Here is a 16,255-nt window from a genome sequence, read left to right as displayed (position 1 = left end):
CTTAGCATCGCGCACGTGGAACAGCGATACCTCGGCCGCAGCGGCCTCCGCGTGTCCAGGACGGCACTGGGCACGATGACGTGGGGCCGCGACACCGACGCGGACGAGGCCGCCACCCAGCTCATGGCCTTCGCCGACGCCGGCGGCACCCTCATCGACACCGCCGACGTCTACACCGAAGGCGAAGCCGAACGCATCCTCGGCGGCCTGCTCGGCGAAATCGTCCCCCGCGAAGAACTCGTCATCGCCACCAAAGCCGTCGCCCGCCGCACCGACGGCCCCTTCGGCGGCGGCGCCTCCCGCGGCGCACTCCTGTCCGCACTGGACGGCTCCCTGCGACGCATCGGCGTCGACCACATCGACCTCTGGCAACTGCACGCCTGGGACGCCAACGTCCCCATCGAGGAGTCACTGTCCGCCCTGGACCAGGCGATATCCTCCGGCAAGGTCCGATACGCGGGCATCTCCAACTACAGCGGCTGGCAACTCGCCACCGCCGTCCTCACCCCCTCGACCTACCCGCTCATCTCCACCCAGGTCGAATACTCCCTGCTGGAACGCGGCATCGAACGCGAAGTCGCCCCCGCGGCCCTGCACCACGGACTCGGACTGCTGCCATGGGCACCCCTCGGCCGCGGCGTGCTCACCGGCAAGTACCGCAACGGCACCCCACCGGACTCCCGTGGCGCATCCGCGCACTTCGCGGGCTATGTGGAGCAGCACCGCAACGAGCGAGCGGCCCGGATCGTCCAGGCCGTCGCCACCGCCGCCGACGGGCTCGGCACCTCGCCGTTGTGCGTGGCTTTGGCCTGGGTGCGGGACCGGCCCGGCGTCGTCGCACCCGTGGTGGGCGCACGCGACACGAACCAGCTGATCGCCTCACTGGAAGCCGAGCAGCTGACGTTGCCACCGGCGATCCGCGCGGCGCTCGACGACGTCAGCGCCATCGAACTCGGCTATCCCGAACGCCCCATGCCCTGACCTGCGATAACTCGCGAACTGACGGCAGGGCCCCGCCCTCCCAGGGGGCTTACCACCAGGCCTCCTCAGGCTATTCGCGAAACCAGCCTGTCAAGGCGCCGCTGACCGATCTGTGGACAACTCGCACCCGCCGCTGACTTGTCCACAGATCGCCGAACGAGGGCTTGACAGCGCGTTTTCGCAGGTAAAGTGACGTTCGGCGGCCTCAGGTGGTCAGCCCCCAAGGGAGGGCGGGGCCCTGCCTCCAACCGCTCGCACGCCTACAAGCCGTGCGCCTGCGTCCTCGGCTGCGCCGACTCCCGCGTACCACCAGAGATCGTGTTCGACGACGGCCTCGGCGACATCTTCACCATCCGCGCCGCCGGCGAGGTTCTCGACTCCAGCGTCATCGGCAGCATCGAGTACGCCGTCGAACACCTCCACGTCCCGCTCGTCGTGGTCCTCGGACACGCCGGCTGCGGCGCAGTCAGCGCCACCATCGACGTCATCCGCGGCAAAGGCCACGTCACCGGCGACATCAGCACGCTCGTCCGCACCATCGAACCCGCCGTGCGCGCCATCGAACCCGCCGTGCGCGCCACGGCTCCACACACAGACGACCGCGCGTTCCTCGCCGCGTGCGTCGCTGAACAAGCCCTCCGCACGGCCGAAATCCTGCAAGAACGCAGCGTCATCATCCGCACGGCCATGGCGAGAAACGCGCTTGGTGTTGTGGCGGCTTCTTATGACTTGAGGTCGGGCCGGGTGGTGACATTGGTGAAGCATCAGTTTTGGTCCACACTGAAGCAATAGAGATAACCAACAGATTCGCCCAACCGAGGTTTCACCCCACCCCTTGCGTGACCTATGAGCGCTCGTCAGGGATGCTGGAAGTGACGACCTTGGGAAGGGACCCGATCTTGCGCCGGCTCGTAGCTCTGATCTTGACCACCGCCACGCTGGCAGCGTGCGGCCAGAGCGAGGGGTCGCAAGATCCGCTGCAGGTCGCGGAAACCCTCGAGGCGGCCAAACCCGCCCGCTCCCCCGCCCAGAACGCCACCCCGCCCGGCCAGATCACGCCCGGCGGCACGTTCACCGAGGGCGACACCACGCTGAAGTTCCACGTCAACGACCGCGACGTCGAGCTCGACCGGCTGCGCAGCGCGGTGTTCGAGATGACCACCGACGACAAGGGCACCGAGACCAGGGGCGCCGGCATCCGGGCGGGAGACGGCGCCACCAACGGCGTGCCGGACCGCTTCGGGCGGCTGCTCGTCGTCGACACCCGCGGCGGCGAGTTCATCGCGTTCTCCATCAACCCGCTGATCATGCGCCAGCGCTACCCCGTGCCCGGCTCGCCCTACGGCATCGCCTACGACGCCAAGCGCGACATCGCGTGGATCACGCTCACCGAGCGCAACGAGGTCGTCGGACTCAACGTCGCCGGTGGCGAACCGACCGAGAAGCACCGGTTCTCCACCGTGCGTCAGCCCAACACGGTCAGCGTCGACCAGGACTCCGGACGTGTGACGGTCACGTCCGGCGACAACGGAGGGATACAGGTGATCTCGCCATGAACGAAGGGGTGATCGACGGGGACTGGGAGTACCGGCCGCTGCGTCTGCCGCCGGGAATCTCACGCCGCACCGCGACCACGCAGTTGGCCATCCACGCCGAGTTCGCCGGCTGGGAACTGTCCCGCACGCTCCTCTACGGCGACGGCTCCCGCAAGATCTGGCTGCGCCGCAAGCGCCAGCCCGCACTGGTACCAGGACTGATCACCTGACCCCCGTCAGCTGACCACAGCCTCACCGAACGCGAACGGACTCGCCTCGCACTCCGCGATGAAGTCCGCCGGAAAGCCCCGCTGATGAGGGGCCGACGCCTCCAGGCGCGCGACCGCTTCCGGCGGCAGCACCACCTCGCCCAGGCAGTCCGCGACCTGTTCTGGCGTCCGCGCGCCCACCAGCGGCAGCACACCGGACGACCGCACCCACGCCAGCGCCACCTGAGCCGGCGTCGCGCCCAACTCCCCCGCGACCGCCCGCACGGCCGACGCCGCGCTCTCTTCCCGCTCGGTCAGCCGGCCTGCCCGCTGCGTGCCACCGGAGAGCTTGCCCGCGGCCAACGGCGCCCACGCCGCCACGCTCATCCCCAACGCCGAGGCCATCGGCAGCAACTCCCGCTCCACGTCGCGCAGCAGCAGGTTGTACGGCACCTGCAACCCCGCGAACGCCGTCCACCCTCGCCACTCCGCCAGCGTGTTCGCCCGCGCCACGAACCACGCCGGCGCGTCCGACACCCCGACGTAGAGCACCTTCCCCGCCCGCACCACGTCGTCCAGCGCCCGCATCGTCTCCTCGACCGGCGTGTGGCGATCCCACAGATGCACCCACAGCACGTCCACGTAGTCCGTGCGCAACCGCCGCAACGACTGCTCCAGCGACAGCACCAGGTTCTTGCGGTGGTTCCCGCCCGCGTTCGCATCCCGCACGTCCCGCGACAACGTGTACTTCGTCGCCACCACGAACCGGTCCCGCCGCTGCAACACCGCGCCGAGCACCTCCTCGCTCTCCCCGTACGCCGAAGCCGTGTCCAGGAAGTTCCCACCGGCATCGGCGTACACGTCGATCACCCGCCGCGCCTCCTCCTCCGAGCGCAACGTCATGGTGCCCAGCAACAACTCCGAGACCCGCAGACCTGTCCGCCCGAACAACCGATATCGCATGATCCACAGCATCACGGCCGAGCCGGAACGGAGGGAGTCCCGCTCAGGGCCCCTCTAAACTCGGCGGACATGGCCGACAACGCACTGGGCCGGTTCGTGCGCGCCCGCCGCGAAGCCACCACCCCACCGGAAGACACGCAACGCCGCCGCACCCCAGGTCTACGGCGAGGCGAGCTCGCCGATCGCGCGGGCATCAGCGTCGAGTACCTCACCCGTCTCGAACGCGGCACCGACCGCTCCCCCTCCGGCCAGGTCCTCACCTCCCTCGCCGACGCGCTCGCGCTGACCACCGACGAACGCGTCCACCTGTACCGCCTGATCAAGGCAGACAGCACCTGCGCGCCACCCGGTCCCCCACAACTGCGGCCGACCGTCCTCAGGACACTCGAAGCACTCGAACCGAACGCCGCCTGCGTGCTCAGCCCCGCGGGCGACGTCCTGGCGTGCACCGAGCGGTTCCGCGAGATCTCCGGCCTCGGCGACGAACCCAACCTCGTCCGTTTCGCCTTCAGCCAGGACGCCAAGGCCCACTACCCCGACTGGGAGCAGATCGCGGACGACCGCGCCGCCGCCCTCCGCGCGGCCGCGGATCTCGGCGACCACGCCGCGGCGGCACTCGCGTTCGAACTCTCCATCACCGCCGGCGCCGCCTTCGCCGACCGGTACAACTCCGCCGCCTCGCTCCCGCCCACCACCGGCACCGAGCGCTGGGGCACCGAGCGCTGGGGCTCCCACCTCCTGGTGTTCGAGACGCTGTACCTGGCAGGAGAAGCCGAACACCGGTTGATGGCTTACTTCAGTCAACACTGAAGCTATAGAGCATGACGATCCGAAGCCGGATGGAAGAATCGCCGTCATGCCTCGCCCGGAACGACCGCTCGACCCGTTCGCCGGGCCCGTGGAACAGTTCGCCTTCGACCTGCGCAAGCTCCGCGAGAAGGCCGGCTCCCCCGGCTACCGCGAACTCGGCAGGCTCAGCCACTACTCCGCCAGCACCCTCGCCGACGCCGCCCGCGGCCAGAAGCTCCCGAGCCTGGCCGTCACCCTCGCGTTCGTCCGGGCCTGCGGCGGCGACGAGGAGACCTGGGAACGACGCTGGCGTGAGATCGGCGAGCAGGACGCGGACGAACCCGCCGCGGACTCCCCCTACGTCGGCCTCAAGGCGTTCACCGAGCAGGACGCCGACCGCTTCTTCGGCCGCGAACGGCTCGTCGGCAAGCTCCTGGGCAAGCTGGAACACCACGACACCGTGCTGGTCGTCGGCGCGTCCGGATCAGGCAAGTCCTCGCTGCTGCGAGCCGGTCTGCTGGCCCGCAGCAGCGGCGAGCTGATCACCCCGAGCACCCACGACACCCTCCCCCAGACCGAGAAGCTGCTGGTCATCGACCAGTTCGAGGAGATCTTCACGCTCCCCCACCGCGACGAGTTCATCGCGGCCCTGACGCAGCGGCGCCATCAGACCGTCATCGGCCTGCGCGCCGACTTCTACGGCCACTGCGCCCGCTACCCCGACCTCGTCGACGCCGTCGAGGACGCCCAGGTCGTGGTCGGCCCGATGACCACCGACGAACTGCGCAAGGCCATCACCCAGCCCGCGGTCGAGGTCGGCTGCGCACTCGAGACCGGACTCGTCGCCCGCCTCATCGCCGACGCCACCGGCGAACCGGGCGTACTCCCCCACGTCAGCCACGCGCTGCTCGAGACGTGGCAGCGCAAGCGCGGCAACACCCTCACGCTCACCAGCTACCACGAGAGCGGCGGCATCGCCCGCGCCATCGCCACCACCGCCGAGAACGCCTTCACCGGCCTCGACGAACAGCAGCAAACCCAAGCGCGCCAGGTGTTCCTGCGCCTGGTCACCCCGGGACAGACCACAGAGGACACCAAACGCCGCGTCAAGCGGTCCGAGCTCGCGGCGGACGAGGTCGTCGAACACCTCGCGAACGCCCGCATCCTCACCGTCGACGACGACAGCGTCGAGATCAGCCACGAAGCCGTCATCCGCAGCTGGCCGCGGCTCAAGGACTGGCTCGCCGAAGCGCGGGACGACCTGCGCGTGCACCGCCGCCTCACCGCGGCCGCCGCGTACTGGGAGGCGCACGACCGCGACCCCGGCTCGGTCTACCGCGGTGTCCCGCTCACCCAGGCCACCGACTGGGCCAACCGCGACCCCGGCGCCCTCAACGCCGAGGAGCAGGCGTTCCTCGACGCCAGCAAAGCCGCCGCCCAACACGAGCTGGCCACCGAAAAGCAGCGCACCACCAACTTGCGCCGTGTGGTCGCGTTGCTCGCCGTACTGCTGCTCGTGGCCACCACCGCGACCGTGTTCGCCGTACGCGCGCAACGGCAGACCACCGAACAGCGCACCAACGCGCTCGCCCAGAAAGCCATCGCCGAGGCCAACGGCCTGCAGGACCGCGATCCCGGCCTCGCCAGCCAGCTCCGGCTGGCCGCCTACCGCCTGACCGGGTTGCCGGCCGCCCGCGACAGCCTGCTCAGCACGTTCACCAAGCCCCAGGTCACCGTGGCCAGGGGCCACACGGACGCGACCTCGTTCGCACTGTTCAGCCCGGACGGCAAGCTCATGGCCACGGCCGCCGACGACAAGATGCTGATCATCTGGGACGTCGCCGACCGCTACCACCCCGCCGAGCTCGGCCGCGTACCCGCCGGTGACGACGCCATCCACCACATGGCGTTCAGCCCGGACAGCCGCACCCTCGCCACCGCCGGTTGGGACGGCCTCATCCGCCTCTACGACCTCACGGATCCGCGCAAACCCGTCGAGAAGGCCCGCATCAGCGGCCACAGCGGCCAGGTCCAGGCGGTCCAGTTCACCCCGGACGGCCGCACGCTCGTCAGCAGCGGCGAGGACAAGACCATCCGAGTCTGGGACATCTCCGGTCCCGCCACCCTCGTGCGCACCATCCAGGCCCACGACAAACTCGTGCACTCCGTCGCGCTCAACAAGGCCGGCACCACCATCGCGTCCTCGTCCTGGGACGGCACCGCCAAGATCTGGGACCTCGCGACCGGCGACCACCTCGCCACGATCGTCCTCTCCTTCACCAACTTCTCCTCGGACGCCGTCGCGTTCTCCCCCGACGGCGGCATGCTCGCCACCGGCGCCGAGAACGAGGGCGTGCGGCTGTGGGACGTCAGGGACCCGCGCAACCCCGCACTGCTCGGCACGGCCAGCGGGCACGACTCCTCGGTCCACGCGCTCGCCTTCTCCCCCGACGGCAGGTTCCTCGCCACCGGCGGCGGCGACAAGAGCACCCGGATCTGGGACATCACCGACCCGCGCAACATCCAGCTGGCCGCGGGTCTGGCCGGCCACACCGACTCCGTCTGGTCCGTCGCGTTCAGCCCCGACTCCCGGCAGATGGTCACCGCCACCACCGACGCCGAGGTCCGCGTGCTCGACGTCGCCAACCTCAACTACCCGCGTCACCGCTGGACGACGTGGAAGCTCGACTACGACAGGGGCGGCAAGTTCTTCGCCACCGCCTCCTCCGACGGCACCGTCAAGCTGTGGCGACCGGAGGACCGGCACGCCCAGGAGATCTCCACCCTGCCGAAGCTCGCCCCCGGCGAAGAGGCGGCCACCGTCGACATCAGCCCCGACGGGAACCTCCTGTTCGCCTCGACCTACTCCGCGAGCGTCCTGTGGGACGTCCGCGACCCCGCCGAGCCGCGCGAGCTCAGCAGGGCGATCACCGGAACGGCACCGCTCGTCGCCGCGACCTTCAGCCACGACGGCAGGACGCTCGCCGTCTCCGAGGACAACGGCCTGATCGGGCTCTGGAACGTCACCGACCCCGCCAAGCCGGTGCAGACCGGCAGCTTCGCCGTCCGCAAGGCCGACACCGTGTGGCAGATCGAGTTCTCCCAGGACGACCACACGCTCGTCGTCGCCAACGGCAGCCGCGAGCTCCAGCTGTGGGACGTCAGCGACCCCGCCAAGCCGCGCGCCCACCCCGCGTTGCGTACCGACGACAACCCCGACCCCATCCGCCGCGGCGGGCAGGCCGGCCGGGAGGAGGTCATGACCGTCGTCATCCACGGCGACGTCATGGCGTTCGCGAACATGGGCAGCAGCGGCGCGCTGTACGACATCAGTGATCCCGCACAGCCGCGCAAGCTCGGCACCCTGCCGAACGACGGCGGACCGCTGCAGCGCCTCGCCTTCTCCCCCGACGGCACCCACATCGCCGCCGGGACGACCGACGACGCCGTTCGCGTGTGGGACGTGCGCGATCCCCGCAACCCCCAGGTGCGGGCAGTGCTGCACGGTCACACGGAACGGGTGTGGGGCGTGGCCTTCGCGCCGGACAACCGCACCCTCGCGACCACCGGAACGGACCGCACGGTCCGCATCTGGGACATCGACGTCGAGGCGACCGCGACCCGCGTGTGCGCTACTACGACGGCGCACCTGTCCACTCGGCACTGGGAGCACTACTTCCCCGGCGTCGACCCGAGGCCTCTTTGCTGAACAACACCCTCACCTGCCCTCTCAACGCCCTTTGTAGTGCGAAAACGTTGTGCGGTGTCGATGTCCCGGCGTCGTACAACAACGTTCGTGCAACTGCGACGGGCAACCGGGGAACGGTGTGTTTCAGCCAACACTGAAGCAATAAAATGCACCGAACTGGTTGCAGATGTGATCAGATTCGTTGTCATGGAGCTCGTGCCGCACGAAGTCGGGGTCGCGCACAGCGCACTGCCGCACGACGAAACGTCCACCCGTGCCCTGCTCGCCGAAGCCGCGGCGCAGGGCCTGCACACAGTTGTCGTCTCCGCAGACGAAGGCGACGAACGCGCCATGGCCGTGCTGCGTGAACTCCGCGCGGAATGGCACACCGCGGGCGGTCAGATCACCGCCCAGCTCGACACAGATGCCCAGGGCCAGCTCGCCCACCTGTGGGGCCTGTCGGCCGACGAGCGCGCCGCGTGGCTGGCGGCGTTCCCCCGTCACGACGACCCGAACTGGTGGATGCACCGCCTGCTGGTGCTCAACCACCATCCGGAGTGGGCGCCGCTGAAGGACTGGCTGGTCGACGAGCACGTGCGGCTCTTCGGCCGTCCGCCGGGAAGACGCCGGTCGAGCCCGGCAGGTCGCTGAGATCCTTCTGGCGCTACCGGTGGAACCACGACGTCGGGTCGGCCTGCTGGCCGGCCCGACGCGGTAACACGACCGCGTGCGCCAGCGAGTTCGTCCACGGCACACCGACGGCGGGTCGTTCTCCGCGGGCACGTCCGCGGCTCCAGGTACCTCAGCACCAGCCCTCAGCTATGCCTTGGCGGCCACCTCGCGGATCAGGTTCGCGAGCTCCGACGGCCGTTCCAGGGGAAGCATGTGTCCGGCATCGGCCAAGATGACCGAAGTGCCGCCGAACTTCACCGCGTCGGTTTCCGGCACCAGCCGGTCCTCGTCACCGATCACGGCGACCACGGCCTTCTCCTTGGCCACGGTCAGCCCGGCCTCCCGGTCGTACCGGTCCACCGCGGGCCGGAACAGCGCGACCGTCTCCGGCCAGTGCCCCCACACCATGTCCGCGGTCAGCTCCACGTCCTGGTCGTCGGGCTGGTCGCCGAACAGCCACCACCGCAGCCCCGCGGTCTTGGTCGGCTCGATCTTCTCCCGCACCGCCCGCACGATCGGCCCGAACGCCCGTTCCAGCTCCCGCACCAGCTTCCCGACCGCCTTCGGCCACGCCAGCGAGGTCTCGCTCATCCCGCTCGCCGCCGTCGACACGAACACGTTGCCCAGCACCCGCTGCCGGAACAGCCGCGGCCTGCGCTCGGCCATCGCCAGCGCCGCCATGCCACCCATCGAATGCCCGACCACCACGACCTGACCAGCAGGCACGGCCCGTTCGATCAACTCCCCCAGGTCCTCGCCCAGCTGGTCGATCGTCGCGGTCTCCTTGGTCGCCGGCCCGGACTTGCCGTGCCCGCGGTGGTCGTAGGAGATGACCTGGAACTCCGTGGAGAGCAGCTCGGCGACCTTGTGCCAGCTGCGGTGGTCGAGCGAGTAGCCGTGTGCCAGCACGACCGTCACCGGCGCCTCGGGGTCACCCGCGCGCACCACGTTGAGCTCGGTCCCGTCCTCCAGCCGCACCATGGGTTTCCTTTCGCCGTGTCGTCTGTTCGTCCTAACGAGACAACACGGCGAAAGGACACGATCTAAACGCGGCCGAGCACCACATCGGGTGGCACGTGGCCGCCAACCCCTGGCACACCGCGGAACTTGTACGCCGACGCCTGCCCGCCCGGCTGGATGATCCAGGCCTCCCCCGGCTCGCCTCGCTCCAGCACCGACTGCAGGGCGTCGGCGATGTCCGACGGCGTCAGCAACGGGAACTCCATCGAGTCGAACTCCTCCTTCGCCGCGCCGAGCAGCAGCGTGTCCACGAACCCGGGACACAGCGCGGCCACCACGATCCCGTCGGCGGCCAACGCTCTCCCCGCCGCCCGCGCATACCCGACGACCGCGTGCTTGGTCAGCGTGTACAACGGATCCGCGGGCATGGCCGCCAGCCCGGCCAGCGAGGCGGTGATCACGATCTTCCCGCCACCCTGCCGCCGCAACGCCGGCACCGCGGCGCAGAGCCCGTAGACGACGTGGTCGACGTTGACCCCGACCAGCTTCCGGTACCGGGCGACGTCCAGCGCGTCGTCCACCCCGGCCTGACCGCCACCGATCCCGGCGTTCAGGTGCACGACGTCGACCCGCCCGAACTCCTTCTCCACCTGCTCGACCACCGCGGGCATCGTCTCGGGATCGGAGGCGTCGCCGGTGATGGCGATCCCGCCCACCGCGGACGCGATCCGTTGCGCACCGGCGGCGTTCAGGTCGAGCACCGCCACCCGTGCACCGAGCTTCGCGAGCCTGCGCACCACGGCCGCGCCGATACCTCCCGCGCCACCGGTGACGAGCGCTACCTGACCGGTCAGGTCCACAGTGGACACGAGACTCTCCTCAGCTGTTGCGCAGGAAACGGTCCAGAACGCGCACACCGAACTTCAGCGCCTCCACCGGCACGCGCTCGTCCACGCCGTGGAAGAGCCCGGAGAAGTCGAGGTCGGCCGGCAGCTTCAGCGGTGAGAAACCGAAGTTGCGGATGCCGAGCTGCTGGAACGACTTGGCGTCCGTGCCACCGGACAGCATGTACGGCAGCACGCGAGCGCCGGGGTCCTCGGCGATCAGCGACGCCGTCATCGCGTCCACCAGCGCGCCGTCGAACGTCGTCTCCACCGGCGGCAGGCCGACCCACTCGCGTTCCACGTCCGGCCCGAGCAGCTCGGCGAGCTCGCGGTCGAACGCCTCCTCGCGGCCCGGCAGGATCCGGCAGTCCACAGTGGCCTCGGCGGTCGACGGGATCACGTTCGCCTTGTACCCGGCGGACAACATGGTCGGGTTCGCCGTGTCGCGCAGCGTCGCGCCGATCATCCGCGACAGCGCGCCGAGCTTGCCGATCGAGCCCTCGAGGTCGTCCTCGGGGAAGTCGAGGCCGGTGATCTCGCTGACCCCGTCCAGGAACTCCCGCACCGACGGACGCACGATCAAAGGCCACTTGTGCTGGTCGAGCTTCGTGACGGCGGCGGCGAGCTTCGCGACCGCGTTGTCGCGGTGGATCATGCTGCCGTGCCCCGCGGTGCCCTTGACCCGCAGCTTGAGCCAGCGGATGCCCTTCTCGGCGGTCTCGACCAGGTACGCGCGGACGTCGTCCTTCAGCGTGATCGAGAACCCGCCGACCTCGCTGATCGCCTCGGTGACGCCCTCGAACAGCTCAGGCCGGTTCTCCACCAGCCACTTCGCGCCGAACAGCCCGCCGGCCTCCTCGTCGGCGAGGAACGCGAACACGATGTCGCGCGGCGGCACGATGTTGTTGCGCTTGAAGTGCCGCGCCAGGGCCAGCGTCATGCCGACCATGTCCTTCATGTCGACAGCGCCGCGCCCCCACACGTAACCGTCCTGCACGGCACCGGAGAACGGGTGCACGGACCACTCCGAGGCGTCCGCGGGCACGACGTCGAGGTGACCGTGCACCAGCAGCGCGCCACGACTGGGATCCGCGCCGGCCAGGCGCGCGACCACGTTGCCGCGGCCCTTGGCCCCGGACTCGACGTAGGTGGTCTCGTAGCCGACCTCGGACAGCTTCTCGGCCACCCACTCGGCGGCTTCACGCTCCCCCACCACCGTGGCGGGATCACCCGTGTTGGTGGTGTCGATCCTGATCAGCTCGCTGACCAGCGTCACAGCCTCGTCTTCTGCCAGTGCAAGTGCGTTCCCCGTTGTGCTCACCCCGTCTTCCTACCACCTGTCAGAACACCGACCAGCCCGTGAGAGTGGTGAATCGGTCCAAGGCGTCCAGGCCCGCGACGGAGTTGCCGCGCGCGTCCAATGCTGGACTCCAGACGCAGATCGCGCATTTCCCGGGGACCACGGCGATGATCCCGCCGCCGACGCCGCTCTTGCCGGGCAGGCCGACCCGGTAGGCGAACTGGCCGGCGGCGTCGTAGGTGCCGCAGGTGAGCATCACGGCGTTGACCCGCTTGGCGCCGCTCACGCCCAACAGCCGTGTGCCGTCGTTGCGGACACCGTGCCGTGCGAGGAACAACGTGGCTTTAGCAAGATCCGCGCAGCTCATCGCGATCGAGCACTGCCGTACGTATTCGTGCAGCACGACGTCGACGGAGTTGCGCATGTTGCCGTACGAGCCCATGAAGTGCGCGAGCGCGCGGTTGCGGTCGGAGTGGTCCAGCTCGGACTTCGCGACCTCGGGATCGACGTCGATCGCGGAGTTGCCGCTCTCCTGCCGCAGGAAGCCGAGCAACCGGTCGGCGGCGCCGAGCCCGAGGTGGTCGGTGACCACGAGCGCGCCGGCGTTGATGAACGGGTTGCGCGGGATGCCCTGCTCGGTCTCCAGCTGGACCAGCGAGTTGAACGGCGAGCCGGACGGTTCACGGCCCACGCGCGACCACACGTCGTCGTCCTGGGAGAGCGCCAGAGCGAGCATGAACGCCTTGGAGATGCTCTGGATGGAGAACGGGGTCCGGTAGTCCCCGGCGCCGAAGACCTCGCCGTCCAGTGTGGCGACGGCGAGGCCGAAGGCGTGCGGGTCGATCCTGGCGAGCGCCGGGATGTAGTCGGCTACCTCACCACCCGGGATGACCTCGGTGGCGATGCGGTCGACCAGATCCTGGAGCTCCATACCGCCAATCCCATCACGGGACCGGCACTACGCCACCGGGAACTCGTGGAACTTGGTGGGCTGTCCCGCCTTGACCGTGCAGGGAACGTTCACGACGCCGATCCACGTCGGGTCACCGTTCGCGTAGCGCGGCGTCAGCGCGAGAGCCGCGTTGCCCAGTGAGATCGTGGCCGTGCCGGCGTTGGCCAGCGTCAGCGCCGGGAACGTGCCCGTGGCCGTCACCTGGAACGAACCCGACGACGGAACCGCCGTGTTCGGGATCGTCGACGTCGACGTCAGGTTCTGCACGGAGCCCGCGTTGTCCACCGTCACGTTGGTGGTCAGCGTGCCGTCGACAGACCGGCCGCCGATCCACCACAGGGTGTTCCGGACGTCGTCCGAAACGGTGGTGACCACCGACGTCGTGGACGGCGCGGTCGGCACGCCGACGGTCGCGGAGTCCGGCACGTCGTTCGAGGTGACCGTGGACGGCATGTCGTGCGTGCCGGCGATCGAGAACACGCACGAGTAGGTGATGCTCAGCTCGGCGGTCGCGGCGGAGCTCGTGCCGGCCGTCGCCACGCTCAGCGCTCCGGCCACCAGAACGCAGGCGGCGGCGCGTGCGAATAGTCCGGTCTTCATCTGCAGGGACCTCCTGAGTACGACATTGAACTGCAAGAAGGCGGTGTTGCTTTACTCGTCAGTAAAGTAACCACCCGGGATTCCGCAGTGCAAGAAAAAACGCACTTTTGTCACCTGCGTACGAAATGACTTCGCGCGATTTATCAGTCGCGCTGCAACAAATAGTGCGCGCGCAGTGCCAGCTCCAGGGTGAACCGCTCTCCCGCGTCGTGCATTCGGTCGCCGAACAGTTCGTCCAATTGGTTCACCCGGTAGCGCACGGTCTGCGGATGCACTTGCAGCCGCGCGGCGACCTCGGGTGCGCCGCCCCGTGCCGACAGCCACACCAGCAACGTCTCGGCGAGCTTCGTGCGCTGCCGGTCGGTCAGCGGGGCCAGCGGCGCGAGCGCCCGTTCGGCCAGCTGCCTGGCCAGGAACTCGTCCGCGAGCACGGTCAGTTCGACGAGGTGGTCTGCGCAGTCGAGCACCGGACGGTCCGGCAGCACCTTCTCCCTGCTCAGCGCCAGGACGCGACGAGCGCAGGCCAGCGACCCGCGCGCCTCCGCGGGCGCCACCGGCAGCCCGACCGCCGCCCGCCAGCCGGGCAACGCCCTGCGCAGCCAGCGCGACACCGCCGCCGGGTTCGGCACCAGCAGGTACGGCGTGGCGTCCTCGAAGTTGACCAGCACCTCGGCCGGCAGGTCGTCGGCCGGTGCGGCGGACGGCTCGAGAGCCACCGCCGAGAGCCGGTCCGGCATCGGCCACGCCGCCGCCTGCGCCGCGTCGAGCACTGCCTGCCAGTTGCTCGCCGGATCGCCGACCAGCAGTTCCATCAGCCTGCGCCGCTTGCGTTCGAGCGTGCCCGCCGCACTCGCCTGCGCGGCCGCGTACCCCTCGACCGACAGGCTCACCAGCTCGTCGACGTGGGCGATCATCGCCTCGCCCAGCACCGACATCTGCCGCAACGACAGTTCCCGCTGTTCAGCGAACCCGCAGACGTGCCGCCAGGCGACCCGCGCGCCGATCCGGTAGGCCGCCTGCAGGCTGTCCAGGCTGCGGCCGGACTTGAACTCCCAGGCGCCGAGCTTGCGGTGGATGTCGTCGTGCGGATCCGGTTCGGAATCCGGTGCGGCGATCATGTCGACGAACTTCACCAACGCCTGTCGAATGCCATCGACGACGTTGTCCCTGAACTGGCTGTATTCCGGAATCGATTTCTCGATCGCCTCGAAAATGCTGACCGCCACCGGCGCCACTTCCATTCGGAGCAACGGCGCCAGCTCCCGCGGGACCGATCTGCGGGGATCGTCCAGCTGAGTCATCCACGCGAGTGTAGGAGAAAAACGAAACCCGGTCGTTCAGCCAACTGGACCAAATGGTTCACAGGAAGAACAGCCGAGCGATGGCATCCCGTGCCACCAGGAACCCTGCGATGCCGAGAATCCAGCCTGTTGTGCTGGCGCCCTTCTCCGCGAACCACGTGCTGATCCGGCGCAGGAACGGTTCGATCCGGCTGCGCAACGCCAGCCGCCCGCCGAGCAGCAGCACCGCCGGCACGATCATGACCAGGCAGTACCCGGCCAGCAGCAGCGCGATCTGGGCCGGACCGAGGTCCGCGGCGCTCATCATCCCGATCGCGCCCAGGTACGGCAGCATCGTGGCGAGCTCGACCACGCCCGCGAGCACCGCGACGCCCGCCAGCGCGGCGACCGACCCGTTGGCGTTGATCCGGTTCTGCCACTTGCCGGTGTTCGGCTTCTTCTTGCTGTCGAACCGGAAACTGATGACGAACAGGAACACGCCGATCACCAGCTGGGTCCACAACGCCACCGGGCCGTCGAGGTGATCCATCACCCGCGAGGCGCCGAGCACGATCAGAAGGCCGACCGCGAAGTAGAACACCGTGATCGTGCCGAGGTAGACGCCGAACCTCGACAGCCGCAGCCGTCCGGGCGTGAGCATCAGCCAGATCGGGATGAACAACGTCCCGATGCTCGTCGAGTCCAGCAACGCCAACCCCGCCAGCGCCGCGACCAGCCCCAGTGTCACTCGTTCCCCCGTCGGCCGAAGGCGGCGAACCGGACGGCCTCCCCGCCGTCCCGGCTCGCCGCCAGGTTTTTAGTACGGTCGTGATACTACGATGTCGATCTCACGACCGCAACGCGCCCGCGAATCACCTGCGGTAGCACACGCTGGTGTGCCGGCCGCCGTTGTTGTGGTCGTAGGCCTGGAAGAGGAAGTACTGGCTGGTCTTGGGGCCGAACCGGCCGTCCTTGCTCACCGAGGGCTGGTTGATCCTCGCCTGGGCGTTCTTCACCGCGTGCTCGGTGTTGCCACCGAAATCGCCGTCCGGGCCGTTGGGGCCGACGTACTGGCCGTAGCACGCGAACAGGCTCTCCTGCAGCACCAGAACCGGGAAGCCGCGGTGCCCCCGGACCACGACGCAGTTGTAGTTCCCGGAGTTCGAGCCGAGAGACGGCACGTGCAGGTACCACCCGCGGACGCTGGGCACGGCGACGTGGGTGTAGCTGTCGCACGCCACCTCGGCGGCGGCCACCGGCCCCGCTTCTGCGGCCGTTGCTCCGGTGAGCACGGCCGCGGCAGTCAGCACCAGGGCCAGGCCGGTCCTCTTGAGTGTTGCGAACATGCAGATCCCCCTCCGGTGGTTCGCCGTGACCCCGCTGTCCGGGTGTCTGTTGCGGCGGGATCCACAGTGGGCGGCCATCTCCGTGAAACTTCAGTG

At 69.3% G+C, this 16,255-nt stretch carries 16 protein-coding genes; 7 read left to right on the top strand and 9 right to left on the bottom strand.

Features of this window, described 5'->3' with window-relative positions:
* Window positions 1–15: 15 nt before the first annotated feature.
* The 4 genes from ACWGE0_RS00455 (at window position 16) to ACWGE0_RS00440 (ending at window position 2,746) form a co-directional block, all read left to right on the top strand.
* A complete protein-coding gene (locus ACWGE0_RS00455; protein WP_452258720.1) occupies window positions 16–981 on the top strand; it encodes an aldo/keto reductase in 966 nt (321 codons plus the stop codon).
* A gap of 189 nt (window positions 982–1,170) precedes the next feature.
* Complete coding sequence (locus ACWGE0_RS00450; RefSeq protein WP_452258719.1) at window positions 1,171–1,773, top strand: carbonic anhydrase; 603 nt, start codon at window positions 1,171–1,173, stop codon at window positions 1,771–1,773.
* 80 nt (window positions 1,774–1,853) lie between these two features.
* On the top strand, window positions 1,854–2,537 hold the full coding sequence (locus tag ACWGE0_RS00445; RefSeq protein WP_452258718.1) for a YncE family protein: 684 nt from the start codon (window positions 1,854–1,856) through the stop codon (window positions 2,535–2,537).
* Window positions 2,534–2,746 (top strand): DUF5703 family protein, encoded by a 213-nt coding sequence (locus ACWGE0_RS00440; protein WP_030475146.1) that lies wholly within the window; start codon window positions 2,534–2,536, stop codon window positions 2,744–2,746. Before ACWGE0_RS00445 ends, ACWGE0_RS00440 begins: the two co-directional genes overlap by 4 nt.
* Before the next feature lie 6 nt (window positions 2,747–2,752).
* Here the strand turns inward: ACWGE0_RS00440 and ACWGE0_RS00435 are convergent, their stop codons facing one another.
* Window positions 2,753–3,688, bottom strand: a complete 936-nt coding sequence (locus ACWGE0_RS00435; protein WP_452258717.1) for an aldo/keto reductase — start codon at window positions 3,686–3,688, stop codon at window positions 2,753–2,755.
* A gap of 69 nt (window positions 3,689–3,757) precedes the next feature.
* Here ACWGE0_RS00435 and ACWGE0_RS00430 point away from each other — a divergent pair, with 69 nt between their 5' ends.
* The 3 genes from ACWGE0_RS00430 (at window position 3,758) to ACWGE0_RS00420 (ending at window position 8,816) form a co-directional block, all read left to right on the top strand.
* On the top strand, window positions 3,758–4,498 hold the full coding sequence (locus ACWGE0_RS00430; RefSeq protein ID WP_452258716.1) for an MmyB family transcriptional regulator: 741 nt from the start codon (window positions 3,758–3,760) through the stop codon (window positions 4,496–4,498).
* Between the two features lie 46 nt (window positions 4,499–4,544).
* Window positions 4,545–8,186: an nSTAND1 domain-containing NTPase gene (locus tag ACWGE0_RS00425; RefSeq protein WP_452258715.1), complete on the top strand. Its 3,642-nt coding sequence runs from the start codon at window positions 4,545–4,547 to the stop codon at window positions 8,184–8,186.
* Window positions 8,187–8,372: 186 nt separating this feature from the next.
* Complete coding sequence (locus ACWGE0_RS00420) at window positions 8,373–8,816, top strand: hypothetical protein (protein ID WP_452258714.1); 444 nt, start codon at window positions 8,373–8,375, stop codon at window positions 8,814–8,816.
* A gap of 168 nt (window positions 8,817–8,984) precedes the next feature.
* Here the strand turns inward: ACWGE0_RS00420 and ACWGE0_RS00415 are convergent, their stop codons facing one another.
* The 8 genes from ACWGE0_RS00415 to ACWGE0_RS00380 all read right to left on the bottom strand — a co-directional run bounded on the left by ACWGE0_RS00415 (window position 8,985) and on the right by ACWGE0_RS00380 (window position 16,159).
* Window positions 8,985–9,818 (bottom strand): alpha/beta fold hydrolase, encoded by an 834-nt coding sequence (locus tag ACWGE0_RS00415; protein WP_452258713.1) that lies wholly within the window; start codon window positions 9,816–9,818, stop codon window positions 8,985–8,987.
* A gap of 62 nt (window positions 9,819–9,880) precedes the next feature.
* A complete protein-coding gene (locus ACWGE0_RS00410; RefSeq protein WP_452258712.1) occupies window positions 9,881–10,666 on the bottom strand; it encodes an SDR family oxidoreductase in 786 nt (261 codons plus the stop codon).
* 10 nt (window positions 10,667–10,676) lie between these two features.
* Window positions 10,677–12,002, bottom strand: a complete 1,326-nt coding sequence (locus ACWGE0_RS00405; protein ID WP_452258711.1) for a M20/M25/M40 family metallo-hydrolase — start codon at window positions 12,000–12,002, stop codon at window positions 10,677–10,679.
* Between the two features lie 19 nt (window positions 12,003–12,021).
* Complete coding sequence (locus tag ACWGE0_RS00400) at window positions 12,022–12,912, bottom strand: glutaminase (RefSeq protein ID WP_452258710.1); 891 nt, start codon at window positions 12,910–12,912, stop codon at window positions 12,022–12,024.
* Window positions 12,913–12,939: 27 nt separating this feature from the next.
* Window positions 12,940–13,533 carry a DUF6801 domain-containing protein gene (locus ACWGE0_RS00395; protein WP_452258709.1) on the bottom strand — a complete coding sequence of 198 codons (594 nt, stop codon included), beginning with the start codon at window positions 13,531–13,533 and terminating at the stop codon, window positions 12,940–12,942.
* Between the two features lie 143 nt (window positions 13,534–13,676).
* Window positions 13,677–14,834: a PucR family transcriptional regulator gene (locus ACWGE0_RS00390; RefSeq protein WP_452258708.1), complete on the bottom strand. Its 1,158-nt coding sequence runs from the start codon at window positions 14,832–14,834 to the stop codon at window positions 13,677–13,679.
* Window positions 14,835–14,892: 58 nt separating this feature from the next.
* The gene (locus ACWGE0_RS00385) at window positions 14,893–15,561 is read right to left on the bottom strand and encodes a GAP family protein (RefSeq protein WP_452258707.1); all 669 of its coding nucleotides are present in this window, start codon (window positions 15,559–15,561) and stop codon (window positions 14,893–14,895) included.
* A 124-nt stretch (window positions 15,562–15,685) separates the two neighbouring features.
* Window positions 15,686–16,159, bottom strand: a complete 474-nt coding sequence (locus ACWGE0_RS00380; protein ID WP_452258706.1) for a peptidoglycan-binding domain-containing protein — start codon at window positions 16,157–16,159, stop codon at window positions 15,686–15,688.
* Between the last annotated feature and the right edge of the window lie 96 nt (window positions 16,160–16,255).

It is taken from the genome of Lentzea sp. NPDC054927, assembly GCF_053610285.1.
The sequence above is the reverse complement of the archived record's forward strand: the minus strand, read 5'-3'. Positions and strand labels throughout refer to the sequence as shown.

Excerpts from the sequence above, each read along its gene's own strand:
- ACWGE0_RS00440 (WP_030475146.1), top strand. The coding sequence starts at position 2,534 with ATGAACGAAGGGGTGATCGACGGGGACTGGGAGTACCGGCCGCTGCGT.
- ACWGE0_RS00435 (WP_452258717.1), bottom strand. The coding sequence starts at position 3,688 with ATGCGATATCGGTTGTTCGGGCGGACAGGTCTGCGGGTCTCGGAGTTG.
- ACWGE0_RS00430 (WP_452258716.1), top strand. The coding sequence starts at position 3,758 with ATGGCCGACAACGCACTGGGCCGGTTCGTGCGCGCCCGCCGCGAAGCC.
- ACWGE0_RS00425 (WP_452258715.1), top strand. The coding sequence starts at position 4,545 with ATGCCTCGCCCGGAACGACCGCTCGACCCGTTCGCCGGGCCCGTGGAA.
- ACWGE0_RS00420 (WP_452258714.1), top strand. The coding sequence starts at position 8,373 with ATGGAGCTCGTGCCGCACGAAGTCGGGGTCGCGCACAGCGCACTGCCG.
- ACWGE0_RS00415 (WP_452258713.1), bottom strand. The coding sequence starts at position 9,818 with ATGGTGCGGCTGGAGGACGGGACCGAGCTCAACGTGGTGCGCGCGGGT.
- ACWGE0_RS00400 (WP_452258710.1), bottom strand. The coding sequence starts at position 12,912 with ATGGAGCTCCAGGATCTGGTCGACCGCATCGCCACCGAGGTCATCCCG.
- ACWGE0_RS00395 (WP_452258709.1), bottom strand. The coding sequence starts at position 13,533 with ATGAAGACCGGACTATTCGCACGCGCCGCCGCCTGCGTTCTGGTGGCC.
- ACWGE0_RS00390 (WP_452258708.1), bottom strand. The coding sequence starts at position 14,834 with ATGACTCAGCTGGACGATCCCCGCAGATCGGTCCCGCGGGAGCTGGCG.
- ACWGE0_RS00380 (WP_452258706.1), bottom strand. The coding sequence starts at position 16,159 with ATGTTCGCAACACTCAAGAGGACCGGCCTGGCCCTGGTGCTGACTGCC.